General features: G+C 72.2%; 20 protein-coding genes and 7 tRNA genes. 17 read left to right on the top strand and 10 right to left on the bottom strand.

Annotated elements, in window-relative coordinates; genetic code table 11:
- The first annotated feature begins 185 nt into the window (after window positions 1-185).
- On the top strand, window positions 186-1,421 hold the full coding sequence (gene cobA / locus IEY91_RS26360; RefSeq protein WP_164326363.1) for a uroporphyrinogen-III C-methyltransferase: 1,236 nt from the start codon (window positions 186-188) through the stop codon (window positions 1,419-1,421).
- A 91-nt stretch (window positions 1,422-1,512) separates the two neighbouring features.
- A complete protein-coding gene (locus tag IEY91_RS26355) occupies window positions 1,513-2,331 on the top strand; it encodes a TrmH family RNA methyltransferase (RefSeq protein WP_164326364.1) in 819 nt (272 codons plus the stop codon).
- A 60-nt stretch (window positions 2,332-2,391) separates the two neighbouring features.
- Here IEY91_RS26355 and IEY91_RS26350 read toward each other — a convergent pair whose 3' ends face one another.
- On the bottom strand, window positions 2,392-3,861 hold the full coding sequence (locus tag IEY91_RS26350; RefSeq protein ID WP_164328685.1) for a protein kinase domain-containing protein: 1,470 nt from the start codon (window positions 3,859-3,861) through the stop codon (window positions 2,392-2,394).
- A gap of 196 nt (window positions 3,862-4,057) precedes the next feature.
- On the opposite strand from IEY91_RS26350, the gene IEY91_RS26345 reads away from it, so the two are divergent.
- The 4 genes from IEY91_RS26345 (at window position 4,058) to IEY91_RS26330 (ending at window position 6,306) form a co-directional block, all read left to right on the top strand.
- The gene (locus IEY91_RS26345) at window positions 4,058-4,312 is read left to right on the top strand and encodes a DUF8836 family protein (RefSeq protein ID WP_164326365.1); all 255 of its coding nucleotides are present in this window, start codon (window positions 4,058-4,060) and stop codon (window positions 4,310-4,312) included.
- Window positions 4,313-4,586: 274 nt separating this feature from the next.
- Entirely contained in the window at window positions 4,587-4,790 is a 204-nt protein-coding gene (locus tag IEY91_RS26340) for a hypothetical protein (RefSeq protein ID WP_016644343.1), read from the top strand.
- Window positions 4,791-4,995: 205 nt separating this feature from the next.
- On the top strand, window positions 4,996-5,940 hold the full coding sequence (locus IEY91_RS26335) for an aminoglycoside phosphotransferase family protein (RefSeq protein WP_189175923.1): 945 nt from the start codon (window positions 4,996-4,998) through the stop codon (window positions 5,938-5,940).
- Window positions 5,941-6,009: 69 nt separating this feature from the next.
- The gene (locus IEY91_RS26330; RefSeq protein WP_164326367.1) at window positions 6,010-6,306 is read left to right on the top strand and encodes a TFIIB-type zinc ribbon-containing protein; all 297 of its coding nucleotides are present in this window, start codon (window positions 6,010-6,012) and stop codon (window positions 6,304-6,306) included.
- A 68-nt stretch (window positions 6,307-6,374) separates the two neighbouring features.
- Here the strand turns inward: IEY91_RS26330 and IEY91_RS26325 are convergent.
- The 5 genes from IEY91_RS26325 to IEY91_RS26305 form a co-directional block, all read right to left on the bottom strand.
- Window positions 6,375-6,449: transfer RNA gene (locus IEY91_RS26325), tRNA-Val, on the bottom strand.
- Between the two features lie 41 nt (window positions 6,450-6,490).
- Window positions 6,491-6,562: transfer RNA gene (locus tag IEY91_RS26320), tRNA-Val, on the bottom strand.
- Window positions 6,563-6,604: 42 nt separating this feature from the next.
- Window positions 6,605-6,676, bottom strand: a tRNA-Val gene (locus tag IEY91_RS26315).
- A gap of 1 nt (window position 6,677) precedes the next feature.
- A tRNA-Cys gene (locus IEY91_RS26310) sits at window positions 6,678-6,751 on the bottom strand.
- A gap of 42 nt (window positions 6,752-6,793) precedes the next feature.
- Window positions 6,794-6,866: transfer RNA gene (locus tag IEY91_RS26305), tRNA-Gly, on the bottom strand.
- 155 nt (window positions 6,867-7,021) lie between these two features.
- Here IEY91_RS26305 and IEY91_RS26300 point away from each other — a divergent pair.
- The 3 genes from IEY91_RS26300 (at window position 7,022) to IEY91_RS26290 (ending at window position 9,818) form a co-directional block, all read left to right on the top strand.
- Complete coding sequence (locus IEY91_RS26300; protein WP_189175922.1) at window positions 7,022-8,074, top strand: chorismate-binding protein; 1,053 nt, start codon at window positions 7,022-7,024, stop codon at window positions 8,072-8,074.
- On the top strand, window positions 8,071-8,892 hold the full coding sequence (locus IEY91_RS26295; RefSeq protein WP_189175921.1) for an aminotransferase class IV: 822 nt from the start codon (window positions 8,071-8,073) through the stop codon (window positions 8,890-8,892). The genes IEY91_RS26300 and IEY91_RS26295 overlap by 4 nt, the downstream gene beginning before the upstream one ends.
- Window positions 8,893-8,993: 101 nt before the next feature.
- Window positions 8,994-9,818: a GNAT family N-acetyltransferase gene (locus IEY91_RS26290; protein WP_189175920.1), complete on the top strand. Its 825-nt coding sequence runs from the start codon at window positions 8,994-8,996 to the stop codon at window positions 9,816-9,818.
- Here IEY91_RS26290 and IEY91_RS26285 read toward each other — a convergent pair whose 3' ends face one another.
- Window positions 9,819-10,349 carry a DsbA family protein gene (locus IEY91_RS26285; RefSeq protein ID WP_164326371.1) on the bottom strand — a complete coding sequence of 177 codons (531 nt, stop codon included), beginning with the start codon at window positions 10,347-10,349 and terminating at the stop codon, window positions 9,819-9,821. It abuts the gene before it with no gap.
- Window positions 10,350-10,558: 209 nt separating this feature from the next.
- Here IEY91_RS26285 and IEY91_RS26280 point away from each other — a divergent pair, with 209 nt between their 5' ends.
- Both IEY91_RS26280 and IEY91_RS26275 read left to right on the top strand, forming a co-directional pair.
- Window positions 10,559-11,005, top strand: coding sequence for a hypothetical protein (locus IEY91_RS26280; RefSeq protein ID WP_189175919.1), 447 nt, complete (start codon window positions 10,559-10,561; stop codon window positions 11,003-11,005).
- Between the two features lie 220 nt (window positions 11,006-11,225).
- Complete coding sequence (locus IEY91_RS26275; RefSeq protein ID WP_164326373.1) at window positions 11,226-11,417, top strand: hypothetical protein; 192 nt, start codon at window positions 11,226-11,228, stop codon at window positions 11,415-11,417.
- A gap of 28 nt (window positions 11,418-11,445) precedes the next feature.
- On the opposite strand, the gene IEY91_RS26270 is transcribed toward IEY91_RS26275, so the two are convergent.
- Together IEY91_RS26270 and IEY91_RS26265 are read right to left on the bottom strand one after the other, a co-directional pair.
- Entirely contained in the window at window positions 11,446-12,066 is a 621-nt protein-coding gene (locus IEY91_RS26270) for a CGNR zinc finger domain-containing protein (RefSeq protein WP_164326374.1), read from the bottom strand.
- A gap of 264 nt (window positions 12,067-12,330) precedes the next feature.
- On the bottom strand, window positions 12,331-12,744 hold the full coding sequence (locus IEY91_RS26265) for an SsgA family sporulation/cell division regulator (RefSeq protein WP_003959770.1): 414 nt from the start codon (window positions 12,742-12,744) through the stop codon (window positions 12,331-12,333).
- 191 nt (window positions 12,745-12,935) lie between these two features.
- On the opposite strand from IEY91_RS26265, the gene IEY91_RS26260 reads away from it, so the two are divergent.
- From IEY91_RS26260 to IEY91_RS26245, 4 genes are all read left to right on the top strand, one after another.
- Window positions 12,936-13,382, top strand: coding sequence for a TIGR02611 family protein (locus tag IEY91_RS26260; protein WP_164326375.1), 447 nt, complete (start codon window positions 12,936-12,938; stop codon window positions 13,380-13,382).
- Between the two features lie 84 nt (window positions 13,383-13,466).
- Window positions 13,467-13,538, top strand: a tRNA-Val gene (locus tag IEY91_RS26255).
- Between the two features lie 245 nt (window positions 13,539-13,783).
- Window positions 13,784-14,233 carry an SRPBCC family protein gene (locus tag IEY91_RS26250; protein ID WP_189175918.1) on the top strand — a complete coding sequence of 150 codons (450 nt, stop codon included), beginning with the start codon at window positions 13,784-13,786 and terminating at the stop codon, window positions 14,231-14,233.
- Between the two features lie 39 nt (window positions 14,234-14,272).
- Window positions 14,273-14,344, top strand: a tRNA-Val gene (locus IEY91_RS26245).
- A gap of 73 nt (window positions 14,345-14,417) precedes the next feature.
- Here IEY91_RS26245 and IEY91_RS26240 read toward each other — a convergent pair.
- A complete protein-coding gene (locus tag IEY91_RS26240) occupies window positions 14,418-15,143 on the bottom strand; it encodes a 3'-5' exonuclease (RefSeq protein WP_164326377.1) in 726 nt (241 codons plus the stop codon).
- 167 nt (window positions 15,144-15,310) lie between these two features.
- Between IEY91_RS26240 and IEY91_RS26235 the strand changes: the two genes are divergently transcribed.
- Both IEY91_RS26235 and IEY91_RS26230 read left to right on the top strand, forming a co-directional pair.
- Complete coding sequence (locus IEY91_RS26235; RefSeq protein ID WP_164326378.1) at window positions 15,311-15,877, top strand: DUF4365 domain-containing protein; 567 nt, start codon at window positions 15,311-15,313, stop codon at window positions 15,875-15,877.
- Entirely contained in the window at window positions 15,874-17,103 is a 1,230-nt protein-coding gene (locus tag IEY91_RS26230) for a hypothetical protein (protein WP_164326379.1), read from the top strand. The genes IEY91_RS26235 and IEY91_RS26230 overlap by 4 nt, the downstream gene beginning before the upstream one ends.
- Window positions 17,104-17,234: the final 131 nt, after the last annotated feature.

Genomic DNA, 17,234 nt, shown 5'->3' with positions numbered 1-17,234 from the left:
TTCCAGGCGTACGGCAACATTTCAGCCCGTCCGGCGTTTGAGGACGAGGCCGTCCAGGCCGATACGGGGGTCCGGGGGCGGAGCCCCCGGTTTCGGGAAGGGGTGGGATTGGGGAAAGCCCCGCAGGGCCCCCCATCCCCGCCCCACCCACCCCGCCCCCCAGGAACGGCGCACAAGGAGCCCCCATGGCCGCAGAACACCCCGCCTACCCCGTAGGCCTCCGCCTCACCGGCCGCCACACCGTGGTCCTGGGCGGCGGCCAGGTGGCCCAACGCCGCCTCCCCGCCCTCATCGCCGCTGGCGCGCACATCACCCTGATCTCCCCCTCGGCAACCCCCTCGGTAGAGGCGATGGCGGACGCGGGCGAACTCACCTGGCACCGCCGGACGTACGCCGACGGCGACCTCGCCGAAGCCTGGTACGCCCTGATCGCGACGAGCGACCCCACGGCCAACGCGGCCGCCTCAGAGGAGGCCGAACGGAACCGCGTATGGTGCGTCCGTTCCGACGACGCCGACGCGGCGACGGCCTGGACCCCGGCCACGGGCCACAGCGAAGGCGTCACCATCGCGGTCCTCACCACGGACGCCAAGGGCCGAGACCCACGCCGCACGGCCGCCATCCGCGACGCGGTGGTGGAGGGCCTGCGCGACGGCACCCTGGTCGCCCCGCACCACCGCACCCGCACCCCCGGCGTGGCCCTGGTCGGCGGCGGCCCCGGCGACCCGGACCTGATCACGGTCCGAGGCCGCCGCCTCCTCGCCGAGGCCGACGTGGTCATCGCCGACCGCCTCGGCCCCCGCGACCTGCTCAGCGAACTCCCGCCGCACGTCGAGGTGATCGACGCGGCGAAGATCCCGTACGGCCGCTTCATGGCCCAGGAGGCCATCAACAACGCCCTGATCGAGCACGCCAAGCAGGGCAAGTCGGTCGTACGCCTCAAGGGCGGCGACCCCTTCGTCTACGGCCGCGGCATGGAGGAGGTCCAGGCGCTGGCCGAGGCGGGGATCCCCTGCACGGTGGTGCCGGGCATCTCCAGCTCGATCTCGGTTCCGGGAGCGGCGGGCATCCCGGTGACGCACCGGGGCGTGGCCCACGAGTTCACGGTCGTCAGCGGCCATGTCGCGCCCGACGACGAGCGGTCCCTGGTCGACTGGCCGGCGCTCGCCCGGCTGCGCGGCACCCTGGTGATCCTCATGGGCGTGGACAAGATCGGCCGCATCGCCGAGACCCTGACCGCCCACGGCAAGCCCGCGGACACCCCGGTGGCCCTGATCCAGGAGGGCACGACGGCCGCCCAGCGCCGCGTCGACGCGACCCTCGCGACCGTCGCGGAGGCCGTGCGCACCCACGACGTGAAGCCCCCCGCGGTCATCGTGATCGGCGCGGTGGCCGCGATGAACCCCGCCCGGACCGACTGACCGCCGCCCCCACGCCCCTCAACGTAACCACCGGTAACGGAACTGCTCCCGAGCCGTTGGCACCACTCTCCGGACAAGGCAGTATCACCCTGTGGCCGATCTCCTCACCATCGAAGATCCCGACGACCCGCGCCTGCGTGACTACACGGGCCTGACCGACGTCGAGCTGCGCCGCAAGCGCGAGCCCGCGGAGGGCCTGTTCATCGCCGAGGGCGAGAAGGTGATCCGGCGCGCCAAGCTCGCGGGCTACGAGATGCGCTCGATGCTGCTCTCCGCGAAGTGGGTCGACGTCATGCGCGACGTCATCGACGAGGTCCCGGCGCCCGTCTACGCCGTCAGCCCCGAGCTCGCCGAGCGGGTCACCGGCTACCACGTGCACCGCGGCGCCCTCGCGTCGATGCAGCGCAAGCCGCTGCCCACCGCCGAGGACATCCTCCGTACGCACCGCCGCGTCGTGGTGATGGAGGCGGTCAACGACCACACGAACATCGGCGCGATCTTCCGCTCGGCCGCCGCCCTCGGCATGGACGCCGTGCTGCTCTCTCCGGACTGCGCGGACCCGCTCTACCGCCGCTCGGTGAAGGTCTCCATGGGAGCGGTCTTCTCCGTTCCCTACGCCCGCCTGGACTCCTGGCCGAAGGGCCTGGAAGGCGTCCGCGAGGCGGGCTTCAACCTGCTTGCGCTGACCCCCGACGAGAAGGCGAAGACCCTCGACGAGGCCGCGCCGCACCGGATGGACCGCGTCGCGCTGATGCTGGGCGCCGAGGGTGACGGGCTGTCCACGCAGGCCCTGGTAGCGGCCGACGAATGGGTCCGCATCCCGATGGCGCACGGCGTCGACTCGCTCAACGTGGGCGCCGCGGCGGCGGTCGCGTTCTACGCGGTGGCGACGGGCCGCCCTCAGGCCTGAGTCGTACGGTGTTCCCGGCCCCTGAGCCGTACGACCGCTCCCAGCCCTGAGCCGCCCGGCTCAGAACCGCGAAGCCCCGGCCTCCGGCCCCACGGCCTGCTCCGGCCCGACCCCTACGGGCCCGTCCACGACCCGCACCGCACCGTGCCCGTCACGCACGCCACCGAGCCCCCGCGCGGGCCCCTGGCAGCCCTGCGCGGCGGCGATCCCCAGCGCGACCAGCAGCGTCACCACGACGAAGACGAAAAGCCGCTGCCGCAGCAGCCGCGGATTGGCGGGCCGCAGCCGCGTGCCCGTGGTGCGCGGGCCCTGCCGCCCCGCACCGCTGCGGGGCGCGGGCCTGCCGCCCGTACGCCCCGTGTCGCGCGGCGCCGCGGGCCGCGAGCCGGACTGCGACCCGCCGGTGCGGGACCCACCGGTCCGTGAGCCGCCCGTACGCGGGTCGCCGTTTCGTGAGCCGCCCGTGCGGGAGTCACCGGTACGCGGGCCGCCGGTGCGTGGGCCGTCGGTCCGGGAGCCGCCGGTGCGCGGGGCCCCGGGACGCGATGAGCCGTCGGTGCGCGGCAGCGGGGTGCCGGGCGCGGTGCGGCGCTGCGTGCGCTCGTCCGCGTACGTGTCGGGCACTTCGTACGTGTCGGCGAGACGGCCCGTCGGCCGGTCCTGGTCCTGGCGCGGCGCGGGCGGCCGTACGTCGCTGAGGCCCTGGGCCTCGCGGGCCGCGATCTCCTTGAGCCGGAGCGACAGTTGGAGCGTGCTGGGACGTTCCTCCGGGGCCTTGGCGAGACAGGCCCGCAGCAGCGGGGCGAGCGCGTCCGGCACACCCTGGAGCTGGGCCTCCTCGTGCACCACGCGGTACAGCATCACTTCCGAACTGCCGTGCCCGAAGGGCGAGTCGGCCATGGACGCGTAGGCGAGCGTGGCGCCGAGCGCGAACACGTCGGTGGCGGGCGTGACGGCGGCGCCGCGCACCTGCTCGGGGGCGAGGAAGCCCGGCGAGCCGACGGCCGTGCCGACGTGGGTCAGGGTCGAGGCCCCCGTCGCCCAGGCGATGCCGAAGTCGATGATCCGGGGGCCCTTGGGGGACAGCAGGATGTTCGACGGCTTGAGGTCCCGGTGTACGACCCCGGCCTCGTGCACCGCGACGAGCCCTTCGGACAGCGCGGCGCCGACGACGGCCACCTCGGCCGCGGACAGCGGGCCTTCGGCGGCCACCTTGTCGTGAAGGGAGGGCCCCGGCACGTACTGCGTGGCGAACCAGGGGCGGTCGGCCTCCAGATCGGCCGCGACCAGGCGGGCCGTGCAGCCGCCGCGGATGCGCCGGGCGGCCGACACCTCGCGGGCGAAGCGCGAACGGAACTCCTGATCCTCCGCCAGATCCGGCCGGATCACCTTCAGGGCGACGCGCTGACCGCGGCGGTCGGAGCCCAGATAGACCACGCCCATCCCGCCGGCGCCCAGCCGCCTGTGCAGCCTGAACGATCCGACGACACGCGGGTCCTCGCGCCTCAGGCGCATCATCGCCATGTTCATCCCCGCTGCCCGGTCCGTCTGACGAGCCACAGCTTACGTTTCCGCGGCGGGGCACGTGCAGAGGCCGCGCCCTCGCGGGCCGATCGATTGTCAGTGCCGGGTGGGAAACTTGAAAAGTGGTCAGGCGCCGCGGGACACGGGGCATTTCCCGCCGCCCGACCCCTCAACCACCCGTCGCTGAAGGGGGATTGATCGCGTGAAGGGTGACCGCGTGGAGATAGTCGTGGACGCAGGTGACACGACGCGTACGTACGAAGTGGTGGCGAGCCGGGCAGGCCGCCGCGTGGAGACGGCCGTCCGCAGGGGAGTGGTGGAAGTGAGCGAAGTCACCCGCAGCGGCTCCGTGGTCCGCACGGCGCGCTTCATGGCGACCAGGGTCCTGGCCCTCGTGGAGCAGCCCGTCCCCAGGGAGGACAGCTCGGAACGGTCCGATCGGTCGGCAACGGCCTGATCGGTCCGGACATCCCCTCCGGGAAGACCCTGAGACCTAGGTCCTCGTCTCCACCCACGGGAGTACTTGTGTGACGACCGGTCATCCTCCGGGAGGCCAGCCAATCGGTACGAGGGCATGACGCCCGAAGCGCCGGGCGGACCTAGATTTGAGGTCAAGCGGCGGGTGCAGCACTCGTCCCCCGAGGTCAGACACCCGCCGCTGCCAAGCATCACCAGCAGGACCAACACCAGAACCAACTGAAGAAACAACAGAGTCAGGAAGGGAGAGAACCATGGCGGACACCGCGCCGCGGACGATGATCCGCACACAGGGACGCAAGCTCTCCACCCTGGGCGTCCGGCCGTCCGGAACGCGCCACCCCCTGGTGGCCACGCTCATGGTCCTCCCCCTGGCAGCCCTGCTCACGGTCGCCTTCGGCGGCTGGGAGGCAGTGGTCACACAAGCGTCGTCCGTGGGCGTGATGCTGGGGCGCTGAGCGGCGCCCCAGGCCCGGAAGAGCGGTCCGGGCGGGGACATCCGGCCATGAAACCCCGTGGGGACGGGGGTGCGGCGGACGGCACAACAGCCCGCGCAGCTGGGGAGCTGCGCGGGCTGTTTCTTTTTGCGGCGAACGGCAGGGATGGGGCACCGGACCGTCCCGTACGCTCACGCGAGAACCACAGCCACATCCCGGGGGATCCGTGACCGCCCTGCTGCCCGCTCTGACCGCCCAGGCCAAGCTCAGGGCCCACCGCACCCCCGACTGTGCCTGCGACGCCCCGCACGGCGTCCTCGCCGACCGTCCGGACGCCATGGTGGTCCGTCACGCCGACGTCGTGGCGAAGGCCCACGCCCCCGGCACCCCCGAGCCCGCGCTCACCGCCCGCCTCGCGGCAGCCGCCCACCCCGGCCTGGCCGACACCCTCCTCGCCCCGCTGTCCGCACAGCCGGCCCGCCTGCACGACCGCCTGGTCACCTTGTGGCCGTACGGCGCCCCCGTGGACCGCGACGACCCGGACGCGGCTCCCTGGGAGGAGGTGGCCACCCTCCTGGCCCGCCTGCACCGCACCCCGCACGCCGGGCTCGCGCTTCCGCTGCCGCCGATGCGCGGCCCGGAGAAGGCCGCCCGTGCCGTGGCCCGCTTGCGGGCGACGGCCCCGCACCCCGCCGCGTCCCCGGTGGAGCGGGCGTGGGGCGTCCTGCCGGCCTGGGCCCGCGACGAGGCCCCGTATCCGGGCCCCCCGCACCTGTGCCACGGCGACCTGCACCTGGGCCAGCTCGTCCGCACGCCCGCGGACCGGTGGCTGCTCATCGACATCGACGACCTGGGCACCGGCGACCCGGCCTGGGACCTGGCCCGCCCCGCGGCCTGGTACGCCTGCGGGCTGCTCCTGCCCGAGGAGTGGACGCGCTTCCTGAACGCCTACCGCGCGGCGGGCGGCCCGGCCGTCCCCGCCGACGGCGCGGACCCGTGGCCGGTTCTCGACGTACCCGCCCGCGCGCTGACCGTGCAGACCGCGGCCCTCGCGATCACCAAGGCGGTGGCGGGGGAGCGGGCGCTTGACGAGGTCGAAGAGACGTTCGTGGACGCCTGCCGCAGGATGGCGGCCGTCCCGCCGGACTTGGCGCCGACCGGTACGAAGTAGGGTGCACTGCACCGAAGCCGGGCAGACATCCGGCCAAGCAGTCACGACCGGCGAGGAGTTGAGCCGACCATGCATTGTCCCAAGTGCCATGCACAGATGCACACGTACAACCGCAATGGCGTCCAGATCGAGCAGTGCAGCGGCTGCCGCGGGATATTCCTCGACTACGGCGAGCTCGAGGCGCTGACCCGCCTGGAGAACCAGTGGAACGGGCACCAGGCCCCGCAGGCCCCACCGGCGGCCCCGGCCTACCCGGCGGCGCCCGCGCCCGCCTGGGGCGCCCCGCACGGCGGCCACGGCGGTCACCACGGGCATCACGGCCACAAGCGGCACAAGAGCTTCGGGCACATGCTCTTCTCCTCCTGAGCGGACACCGTCCCGCGCGGACACGACGAAGCCCCCGGCCGTGGAAACGGCCGGGGGCTTCGTGGAGCTGGTGCGCGATACTGGGATTGAACCAGTGACCTCTTCCGTGTCAGGGAAGCGCTCTCCCGCTGAGCTAATCGCGCAGGTCAACCTGCGAGTGCAACACCCTGATGGGGCTGCTGCGTGCGCGATACTGGGATTGAACCAGTGACCTCTTCCGTGTCAGGGAAGCGCTCTCCCGCTGAGCTAATCGCGCGGGGACCTCTGCATGATCAAAAACTCTGATCAGAGATGCCAGTGGACGATACTGGGATTGAACCAGTGACCTCTTCCGTGTCAGGGAAGCGCTCTCCCGCTGAGCTAATCGTCCTTGGAGGTGGAGACGGGATTTGAACCCGTGTAGACGGCTTTGCAGGCCGTTGCCTCGCCTCTCGGCCACTCCACCAGGAGTTACGGGGGTTCGGGAAGATCCCCCGCGGTTCCTGCGAGCGGACGACCAGGTTCGAACTGGCGACCTCAACCTTGGCAAGGTTGCGCTCTACCAACTGAGCTACGTCCGCTTGTCTTTCCCGGCCCGCTTCCGCGTCCCGGCGACGTGTTGAACTCTAGCGGATTCCTGGGCCAGTACAAAAACGCGTTTGCGCAGCGTGCTGCGCTGTCGCCTGCTTTCAGAGGCCCGGAGCAGGCTCGGAGCGCCGGTCATAGACTCACAGCCGTGCACGACCTGTCTCCTCTGGCGCGCTTCGGCGGCCTCGTCGCGACCGATCTCCGGGACGTGACCAGCGACCCTTCCGCCCTGGACACCGCCGGCTTCTGGGCGGTGTCCGCGGACTTCGAGGGCCGGCTGGTGTGTGCCCGCTTCGGCACCGTGCGTGAGGAAGCCGTGCCCGCGCCGGTGCCGGGGGCCTGGAGCGGCCCTGCGCCCGGTGACTGGACGTCGTCGCTCGACCGCGCCGCGTACACGCAAGGTGTGCGCCGCATACGCGAACACATCGCCGCGGGCGACGTGTACCAGGCGAACCTCTGCCGAGTGCTGTCCGCGCAGGTCGCCGCGGACGCCGACGTGGACGCCCTGACGGCGCTCCTCGCGCGCGGGAACCCCGCTCCGTACGCCGGAACGATCCGCCTGCCCGACCACGGCGTCGAGATCGCGACCGCCTCGCCCGAGCTGTTCCTGCGCCGCACCGGAGGCGTCGTCGAGTCGGGGCCCATCAAGGGCACCGGGCGCACCGAGGCGGACCTCCTGGAGAAGGACTACGCCGAGAACGTCATGATCGTGGACCTCGTCCGCAACGACCTGGGGCGGGTCTGCGCGACCGGCACGGTGACCGTGCCGGAGCTGTGCGTCGTCGAGAAGCACCCGGGCCTCGTCCACCTCGTCTCCACCGTCCGCGGCGAACTGCGCGCCGACGCGGGCTGGCCCGGCCTGCTCGACGCCACCTTCCCGCCCGGCTCCGTCACCGGCGCCCCGAAGTCCAGCGCCCTGCGCATCATCGACGCCCTGGAGACGGCGCCCCGCGGCCCCTACTGCGGCGGCATCGGCTGGGTCGACGCGGACCGGGGCACCGGCGAGCTGGCCGTCGGGATCCGCACGTTCTGGATCGACCGGAGCGACACCGGCGACGCCGTGCTGCGGTTCGGTACGGGGGCGGGCATCACCTGGGGCTCGGCCCCCGAGGGCGAGTGGCGCGAGACGGAGCTGAAGGCCGAGCGGCTGCTGGCGGTAGCCTCGGGAACGTACGCACCAAACGGAGGACCCCCCTCGTGAAGATATGGCTCAACGGCGGCCTGCATGACCTCGATTCCGCCCGCGTCTCCGTGCTCGACCACGGACTGACCGTCGGCGACGGCGTCTTCGAGACCGTGAAGGCGACGGCTGGACGGCCGTTCGCGTTGACCCGCCACCTGGACCGCCTTGCCCGTTCGGCCCGCGGTCTCGGGCTGCCCGAGCCGGATCAGGCCGAGGTGCGCCGCGCCTGCGCCGCCGTCCTCGACGCCAACCCGATGGAGCTCGGGCGGCTGCGCATCACGTACACCGGGGGCCTCTCGCCGCTCGGCTCCGACCGCGGCGACCAGGGCCCCACGCTCGTCGTCGCCCTCGGCGAGACCAAGCGGCGCCCCGACTCCACCGCCGTGATCACCGTCCCCTGGACCCGCAACGAGCGTGGCGCCCTTACCGGCCTGAAGACCACCTCGTACGCCGAAAACGTCGTCGCTCTTGCTCGCGCCACGGAACAGGGCGCTACGGAGGCGCTGTTCGCCAACACGGTGGGGCAGCTCTGCGAGGGCACCGGATCGAACGTCTTCGTCGTGCTCGACGGTGAGATCCACACGCCGCCGGTCGCCTCCGGGTGCCTGGCGGGCATCACGCGCGCGCTGGCAGTCGAATGGACCGGCGCGCACGAGACCGACCTGCCCCTGGACGTGCTCGACCGCGCCGACGAGGTCTTCCTCACCTCGACGCTGCGTGACGTGCAGGCCGTGCACCGCGTCGACGACCGTGAACTGCCCGGCGCCCCGGGCCCCGTGACGGCCAAGGCGATGCGGGTCTTCGCGGAGCGCGCGGCGGACGACCTCGATCCTTAGGGACTGGCGAGAAGGCCGGGGCGGGCTCTCCGACTGGGCGCGGAGCGCGGGGGCGTAAATCCGGATGACGCGGGGGGCGCCCAGTGGGTACAACTCCCGTGATGACCACGACCCTGCGGCCGTCCGGGCCGCTCCACGAGAGCACTGAGGGCGCCAAGTCGCGCGACTTCGAAGTCTGCGTGAACAGCCGCCCCGTCGGCCGGATAAAGCTGGCCACCCACGACGTGTTCGGCCCGCGCGTCGCCTCGATCCTGGACCTGCGCATCGACGCCCCCGACCGCCGCCGGGGCCGCGCGACCGTGGCGGCGCTCGCCGCCGAGGAGGTGGCGCGCGGCTGGGGCTGCGCACGGATCGAGGCGGGCGTGCCCGCGACCGCCCCGGAGGCCTTGGCCCTCGCCACGGCGCTCGGCTATGTGGAGCGCAATCGCCAGATGTCCAAGCCGCTGCCGCTGCGCCCGCCCGAGCTGCCGGCGGACGTGCGGGCACGTCCGATGACGGAGCAGGAGTTCGCGGAGTGGGCCGAGCACTCCAAGGACGTCTACGCCCAGGACTGGATCGACCGCGGAGTGCCGGAGGCGGAGGCACGCGCCAAGGTCGAGGCGGACCAGCGCAATTCGCTGGGCGAGGGCCTCGCGACGCCCGGCGCCCGGTTCAGCGTGCTGCTCCAGGGCGACGAGGTCGTCGGCATCCTGTGGGTGGCGGAGCGTCGCGGCGAGTGCTTCGTGTACGACATCGAGGTCCGCGAGGAGCACCGCGGCCGGGGACACGGCCGCAGCCTGATGCTCCACGCGGAGGGCCAGTGCCTCGAAGCCGGCAAGGACCGCATCGGCCTGAACGTCTTCGCGGGGAACACACCGGCTCTGCGGCTGTACGAGTCGCTGGGCTACGAGGCGCGTACGTACTACTTGTACAAGCAGTTGCTCTAGTTACCTGTGCTTACGCGCAGCGAGGACGCGGTCGGCGATCTCCTCGACGCGCTCGCGCAGACCGTCCTGGCTCTTGCCGCCGTCAAGACGCTCACCGTCGACGACGTACGTGGGCGTCCCGGTGACCCCGATCGCCTTGCCCTCGGCCTGATCGGCGTCGACGATCAGGATGTGCCGGCCGTCCACCAGGGCGGTGTCGAACTCCTCGGCGTCCAGGCCGAGTTCCCCCGCCATCTCGACCAGGAAGGGTTCGCCCTTACGGTCCAGGTCCTCGACCCGCTCCAGGACCGCCTCGACGTACTCCCAGCCCTTGCCCTGCTCCAGGGCCTCCTCGGCGGCCTGTGCGGCGGCGAAGGAGTGCTTGTGCTTCTCCAGCGGGAAGTGGCGCAGGCGCAGCTCGGCACGGTCGCCGTAGCGGGCACGCAGGGCGCGCACGTCGTCCAGGGCGGTGCGGCAGTCCGGGCACTGCAGCTCGCACCAGACGTCGATGACGAGGGGGCCGGCGGGGCCCGCGGGGGAGGAGTCGCTCATGCGCACAGTCTCCCAGCCCCCGGGTGCGTGCCCCAACCGGGACCTGCGGCGAGGGCCGCCCGCCGCGGCCGACCGGCACCTGGGGAGGAGCCGCGACCCGGATATCTCCCTGATGTGCTCTGGGGCCGTGGCTTCCGGGACCCCACCCGGTGCAGGATGGAAGGGACACATGCGACACCGCACCGCGCCCGCACGCCTGGAGGACCGGGATGATTGCCGAGACCATCTGCTCCGCCGTAGCCGCGGCCGGCCTCGGCATCGCGGCCGTCACGGCCTATCGCAAGCGATTCCTCGCCGCGGCGCGCCTCGCCGCCTATGCCCTGGTCCCGATCGGGCTCGTGATGACCGGGGCGGTGGAGTGGGCCGCCGAGACGGCCTTCAGTCCGGTGGCCTGGGCGGGCTTCGGCGTGCTCGGCTCGGCCTGGCTGCTGTTCCTGGCGACCCGCGCGGTCGAGCGCCGCACCGGCGGCACCCGCAAGGAGCGCCGTGCCGCGGCCAAGGCCGCCCAGCGTGACGCCGTCGCCCCCGCCGCCTCCGCGCCTTCCCTGGGCCCGTCCACGCGCCCCCAGGCGGCCCCCGCGGCCAAGCAGAAGAAGGCCGGGGCGGGGGAGGACTTCAGCGACATCGAGGCCATCTTGAAGAAGCACGGCATCTGACGCTCCAGGGGCACGGCATCCGACGCCCCAGAGGCGTGGCGTCCGGCGCCCCAAGGGCACGCCGTCCCGCATTCCGAGACCTCGTTCGAGCGTATCGGCGGACACCGTTCGCAGGTGCGTCGCGCCGGGCCCACCAAGGTCACGGAATGCGGCGAACTCCCCCACGGACCGGGCGTGTTGGTACGTGGGGGTGTCCGCGCTGCGTCATCATCACCGCGAGATGCTTGACACCACCCCACAGAGCGATTCCGCCCCGCCCGCCGAGCGGGGCACGGCCGCCGACGAGCGCCGAACCGCCGACGAACCGCGAGGCTGCCTCTTCGCGCTCTCGCAGCCACCGCTGATGATCTTCCTGGCGGTGATCGGCAGCCTGCTCCTCATGGCGTCGCTGCACGATCTGCTGCTGCTCTAGCCGCCGCCCGCTCCGGCCAGCGCCCGCTCTAACCGACGCTCGCGTCGGCCTGGACGACCTTCTGCCCCGCCAGGTCCTGTTCGAGGCCTGCGGCCTCCCTGCGCCGGGCCCGGTAGGCGGCGACGTGCAGCCGGTTCCCGCAGGTGCGGCTGTCGCAGTAGCGGCGCGAGCGGTTCCGGGACAGGTCGATGAAGGCCCGCCGGCAGTCCGGCGCCTCGCACCGGCGCAGCCGCTCCTGCTCGCCCGCGACGACGAAGAAGGCGAGCGCCATCCCGCAGTCGGCCGCCAGGTGGTCGGCGACGGACGCGCCGGGCGCGAAGTAGTGCACGTGCCAGTCGTAGCCGTCGTGGTCGGTCAGCCGCGGCGTGGTGCCCGCCGCCGCGATCAGCTCGTTGATCAGCGTCGCGGCCACATGCGGTTCCTCGGCCGCGAAGACCTCGGCGAACCGGCCGCGGATGCGGAGCACACCCGCCAGATCCCGCTCCGTGAGCACGCCGACGTCGCTGATCGCGTGGTTCTTCACGAACTCGCCGAGAGCCGCGACGTCCGCGAGCCCTTCGACGCTGTCGCCGCTCTCTTCGTCTGGCGCGGAGTTCACCAGATCGACCACGGCGTCGAGCGCACACCGGGTGTCGTGGGTGATCAGCACGATTCGCTCCCTGGCCTGGGTAGTGGGGGCTCCCCGCTCATCAAGAGCCGGGGAACAGCGCCCGCCGATGCTGGCCGATGCTAGCGGCTCGTGCCGTACACGCCACGGCGCCGGCGCCGCGGAAATCCGCGACACCGGCGCCGGTACCTGCCGTGTCCTGTGTCCTGCCGTCGCCTGTCGGTGGTCCTCGTCGCTCGTCGTGGGCGTACCCGCGCCGTCTCCCCGAGTCGGACGGCGCCCCGCGGCTCCCGGACCGTGGCCGGGCTAGCTTTCGGCCAAAATGTGCGACAGCTCCGTATCGAGGTCGAAGTGGCGGTGTTCGGTGCCGGGCGGCACGGCCGCGTCGGTTCGCTTCAGGAAGGACTCCAGGGCCCGCGCCGGGGCCTCGAGCAGAGCCTCGCCCTCCGGAGAGCTCAGGGCGATGCAGACGACGCCCTGACCGTGGCTGCGGGACGGCCAGACGCGGACGTCGCCGGTGCCGGTGGGCCGGTGCAGGCCCTCGGCGAGGAGGTCGCGGGCGAACACCCACTCGACGGTTTCCTCGGCTCCGGTGTGGAAGGTGGCGTGCACGGCATAGGGATCGGCCGTGTCATACCGCAGTCCTGCGGGTACAGGCAGTGAGGACTCGCTCGACACAACGAGGCGCAGGTGCAGCTCGCAGCTGACCGTGGTGTTCATAAGCGCCAGGGCCTTTCGCTCAGTGTGCGCTCGGGGATTCGCACGTCGGCGAAATCGACATGCCACCTACGGTGCCGTTGTAAACCCCTCTGGGAGTTTTGGGTGTCTTTAGGTGGCCCGTATGGCGGCTTGTCCGTTTGGTTCGTACGGCCATTCCGGTGACGGGTTTCCGTCCGGTAAGGTTTGGCTGCATGAATACGGGGAGTGACGAGTCGAAGGCGGCCGCCGCCGTCGATGACGTGGCCGAGCAGGTCAAAGCCGAAAAGCCCTTCGGGTCCCGGGCGCCGGAGTTCATCAAGGCCCGCCGGTCGCTGCACCTGAGCTGGCAGGTCGGCGTGTTCATCGTGGGCCTGGCCGTGGTGGTCGCGGGCATCATCATGCTGCCCCTGCCGGGGCCGGGCTGGGTGGTGATCTTCGGCGGCATGGCGATCTGGGCGACCGAGTTCGTCTGGGCGCAGCTGGTGCTCCGCTGGACGAAGCGGAAGGTCACCGAGGCCGCGCAGCGTGCCCTCGACCCACGGGTGCGCCGCCGCAACATCATCCTCACGGCGATCGGCCTGGTGATCTTCGCGGCCCTCGGCGGGATCTATCTGTGGAAGTTCGGCATCCAGATGCCGTGGAAGATCAACGATCAGTGAGGCGGGCTCCGTCGGGGCGGTCGTCGCCCCGGCCGGAGTGGTCGGGGGCACCCTCTGACATGGGGTAATGTTCTCTGTGCGCCCGGGCGATTAGCTCAGTGGGAGAGCGCTTCGTTCACACCGAAGAGGTCACTGGTTCGAACCCAGTATCGCCCACCCGGGATTGTGGCCCGGAGACTGGAAACGGTCTCCGGGCCACAGTCGTATCCGGACGGGTCGCGACCGTATCCGCATCTCGCGCGCGTAGGTATGCGGCCTGTATGTGCCGACCGTATGTGACGGTCTTTCACGGAAATTCATGCCCTGTACGGGCGCTTCCGGAATAACTCGTTCCTATTTCCGCGAGTTGACGATCCGTCTGTTCTCTCGCGCGGATATCGCCCCGGCCGCACACTGGACCCATGGACTGGTGCCATTACCGCTTCCGGAGCGTGTGGAATCTGAGCGCCGCCCCCGGGGCGGTGTACGCCGTCCTCGAGCAGGCCCAGGACTACCCGCGGTGGTGGCCCCAGGTGCGCGCCGTGACCCCGCTCGGCGAGCGCGACGGCACCGCGCGGCTGCGGTCGCTGCTCCCGTACGACATCTTCATCACCGGCGAGGAGCGCCGCCGCGACCCGGACCGCGGCATCCTGGAGATCACCATGACCGGGGACCTCGAAGGCTGGGCGCGCTGGACCCTGACCGCCGCCGACGGCGGCGGCACCCGGGCGCGCTTCGACCAGGAGGTCGACGTACGCAAACCCCTGATGCGACGCCTCGCGGTGCCCGGCCGGCCGCTGTTCCTCCTGAACCACGCCCTGATGATGCGGGCGGGGCGACGGGGGTTGGCCTCGCGCCTCGAAGCAGTTTGAACGAAGGGTGCGGGGACCTGTATTGTTCAGTGCGTTCCCGGGCGATTAGCTCAGTGGGAGAGCGCTTCGTTCACACCGAAGAGGTCACTGGTTCGAACCCAGTATCGCCCACCCGGAGAATGCCGGTCCGTCAGTTGTCGACGGACCGGTTTTTTCATGCGCCGTGACGCTCGGGCGGCAACGCTCAGGCGGCCGCGGGCAGTTCGGGACGCAGCGGCCAGGCGGGATCGACCGCCTCCGGTGTGCCGCTGCGCGCGAACCACGCCTGGAGCCCGCGCGCCTGGGCCGCGTGCCACACCGCCTGCAACGTATGCAGCTCGGCGGGGGACAGGCGTTCCAGGCGGGCGGAGAAACGGCGCCCCACCGCGCGTACGACATCGAGCGCCGCCTGCGCGTCGGCCGCCGCGTCATGGGCGCCCGTCAGCTCCACGCCGTAGTGCTCGCACAGGTCGGACAGGGTGCGGCGGCCCTTGCGATACCGGTCGAGCTGGCGGTCCAGGACGCGCGGGTCCAGGACGCACAGCGGATAGCTCTCCAGATAGCGCGAGAGCGACGAGGCGCGGTGCCTGCGCAACTCCCGGTCGAAGAGCGTCAGATCGAAGGGCGCGTTCATCACCACCAGCGGCCGCCCCGCCGCGCCCTGCTCCGCCAGCTCGCGCCCCATCTCCTCCATCACCGGAGCCGGCCAGCGGCCGTTGCGCTCCAGATGCTCCTGGGTGAGTCCGTGCACCGCGGTGGCGCCCGCGGGGACCGGAACGCCCGGATTCACCAGCCATCGGGTGACACGGGGCCGGGCCCCCGCGCCGTTCTGGACGACGACGGCGGCCGACACGATCCGGTCGGTCTCGACGTCGACACCCGTGGTCTCCGTGTCGAATGCGGCCAATGGGCCCTCGTACCAGCACGTCATCCTGACGCAACTCCTCGTTCAGCTCCGGCAGTTGACTTGCGTGACTGCCCATGCAGGTGATACCCGGGCCGTTTGCGCCGAACCCGGCACGGAGACAACACAGGTACGGGGCACGGACATCGACCGGCCCGAGTGACGAAACCTCTGGTTCGGAAGGCTTGTTGGACATGGCGCTCGCGCAGCCCGAACAGGGTGGGCTGCTGCCCGAGCGGATCGCACCGCCGCGCGGCACACTCGCCACCACCGCCTGTATGGAGACCCTTCAGGTGGGATATCTGCACGCCGTGGCAGCCGCCGCGGGGTGCTCCCTCTCGCAGCCCTTTCCGGACAACGGCATCGACTGGCACGTCAGCCACAGCGCCCCGGGGCACACCGTCGACGACGAGGTCACCATCAAGGTGCAGCTCAAGTGCACCTACCAACTCCCGCCCCGCCCCGCGGGGCCCGCCTTCTCCTTCACGCTGGACAACGCGCACCTGGAGAAGCTGGCCCGCACACCGGTGTCGGTGCACAAGATCCTCGTCGTGATGATCGTGCCCCGCTCGCAGGACGACTGGCTGCGGGCCGGCCACGACCGGCTCGACCTGCGGCACTGCTGCTACTGGACCAACCTCGCCGGACACCCCGTGACGGGCAGGCGAAGGACCACCGTCCGCGTACCGACCTCGCGGATCTTCGACGACCGGGCGCTCTGCGAGATCATGACGCGCGTCGGGACGGGAGGAAAACCGTGACGCACCGCCCGATCGGCGAGCCCGGGCCACCACGCGGCCTGCGCCCCCACCCCGTCGACGCCCCCGGCCTGTGGTCCGACCCGCCCGAGCCCGCCCAGGTCGACCCCGCCGTGCTCGGCGCCCTGCTCGACCGGCACGGCTGGCGGCGCCGCGGCGGGGCCGCCGGACGCTACTCCCGCTGGACCCCGCCGGGACCCGGCCACGCGGGCACCAGCCTGCTCGTGCCGGAGAGCCGCGCCTTCCCCGACTGCGAGGACCTCATCGGCGAGGCCCTGACCGCGCTGGCCCGCAGCTCCACGCCGTCCGCCCGCGAGGTACTCGTGTCACTGGCCGTGCCCAGCGACGAGATCCGCTGGTGGCGCGATGTGCCGAGCGGCCCCGCGGGCGCCGCGTCCTGGACGGTCGAGGAACAACTGCGCGGCGCCGCACGCCTGATGCTGCTCGCGGGCGCGCTCGCCGCCCGCGCACGGGCCGGGTACTACGGCGCGCGGCACCGCCGCCCCGCGGCCGCCTCGCTGGACAGCATCCTGGTGGGGCCCGCCCCCGGCGGCCGGCAGCTGACCGCCTTCGTGCCCGTGCCCGCCGGCCGCCCGCTCGCCGTGCGGCTGCACCAGGCGCTGTACGCCGCCCGCGAGGCCGTCGACTACCAGCGGGCCACCGGCGGCATGGACGCCTTCGACGGCGCCGTCGGTGCGGGCGTCAGCCACGAGCTGATCGAGGCCGTCGTCGCCCTCGTCCGCGGCACCGAGGGCGCCAGGGTCGGCGTGCAGTGGTCGCCCGCCGCGGGCGTGCCCGACGGCTGCGCCGCGTCCGCCGAGCCCGTCGAGTTCTCGCCCGGCGACCTGCCCGTGCTGCGCGAGGCCAGCGCACGCTATCTGCGCGAGGAGCCTTCGGTGCCGGTGCGGATCACCGGGACCGTGGTGCGCATGCGGCGCTCGGGGCCGCGCGGGGCGGGCACGGTGCGGGTGCGGGTGCTCGCGGGCGCGGAGATCCCGCACGTACGGATGTCCCTGGACGAGGAGGACTACCGCATCGCGGGGCACGCGCACCTGGTCGGCCTGCCGATCCGGGTGCACGGCCGGCTTGAGAGCCGGGGCGGCTTCCGCAGGCTCACGCAGGCGGCGAAGGTGGTGCCGGTGCAGGTCGACGACGCCGAGCGGGACCGCCTGATGAAGTCGCTGCACGAGAATCTGGACTTCTTCGAGGAGGCGTGCAGCGGGGACTGAGGGGGTGCGCTGCCGGGACTGAGGGGGCGTACGGCGGGACTGCAGGGGTGTGCGGCGGGACTGCGGGGTGCGGATGCGGCCCGTGCCCGGCCGGAGCTGGGGATAACCGTTTCGCGATGCGCCCCCATGGC

Origin of the sequence: Streptomyces lasiicapitis (assembly GCF_014646335.1) — a bacterium.
GTDB lineage: Bacteria > Actinomycetota > Actinomycetes > Streptomycetales > Streptomycetaceae > Streptomyces > Streptomyces lasiicapitis.
The sequence above is the reverse complement of the archived record's forward strand: the minus strand, read 5'-3'. Positions and strand labels throughout refer to the sequence as shown.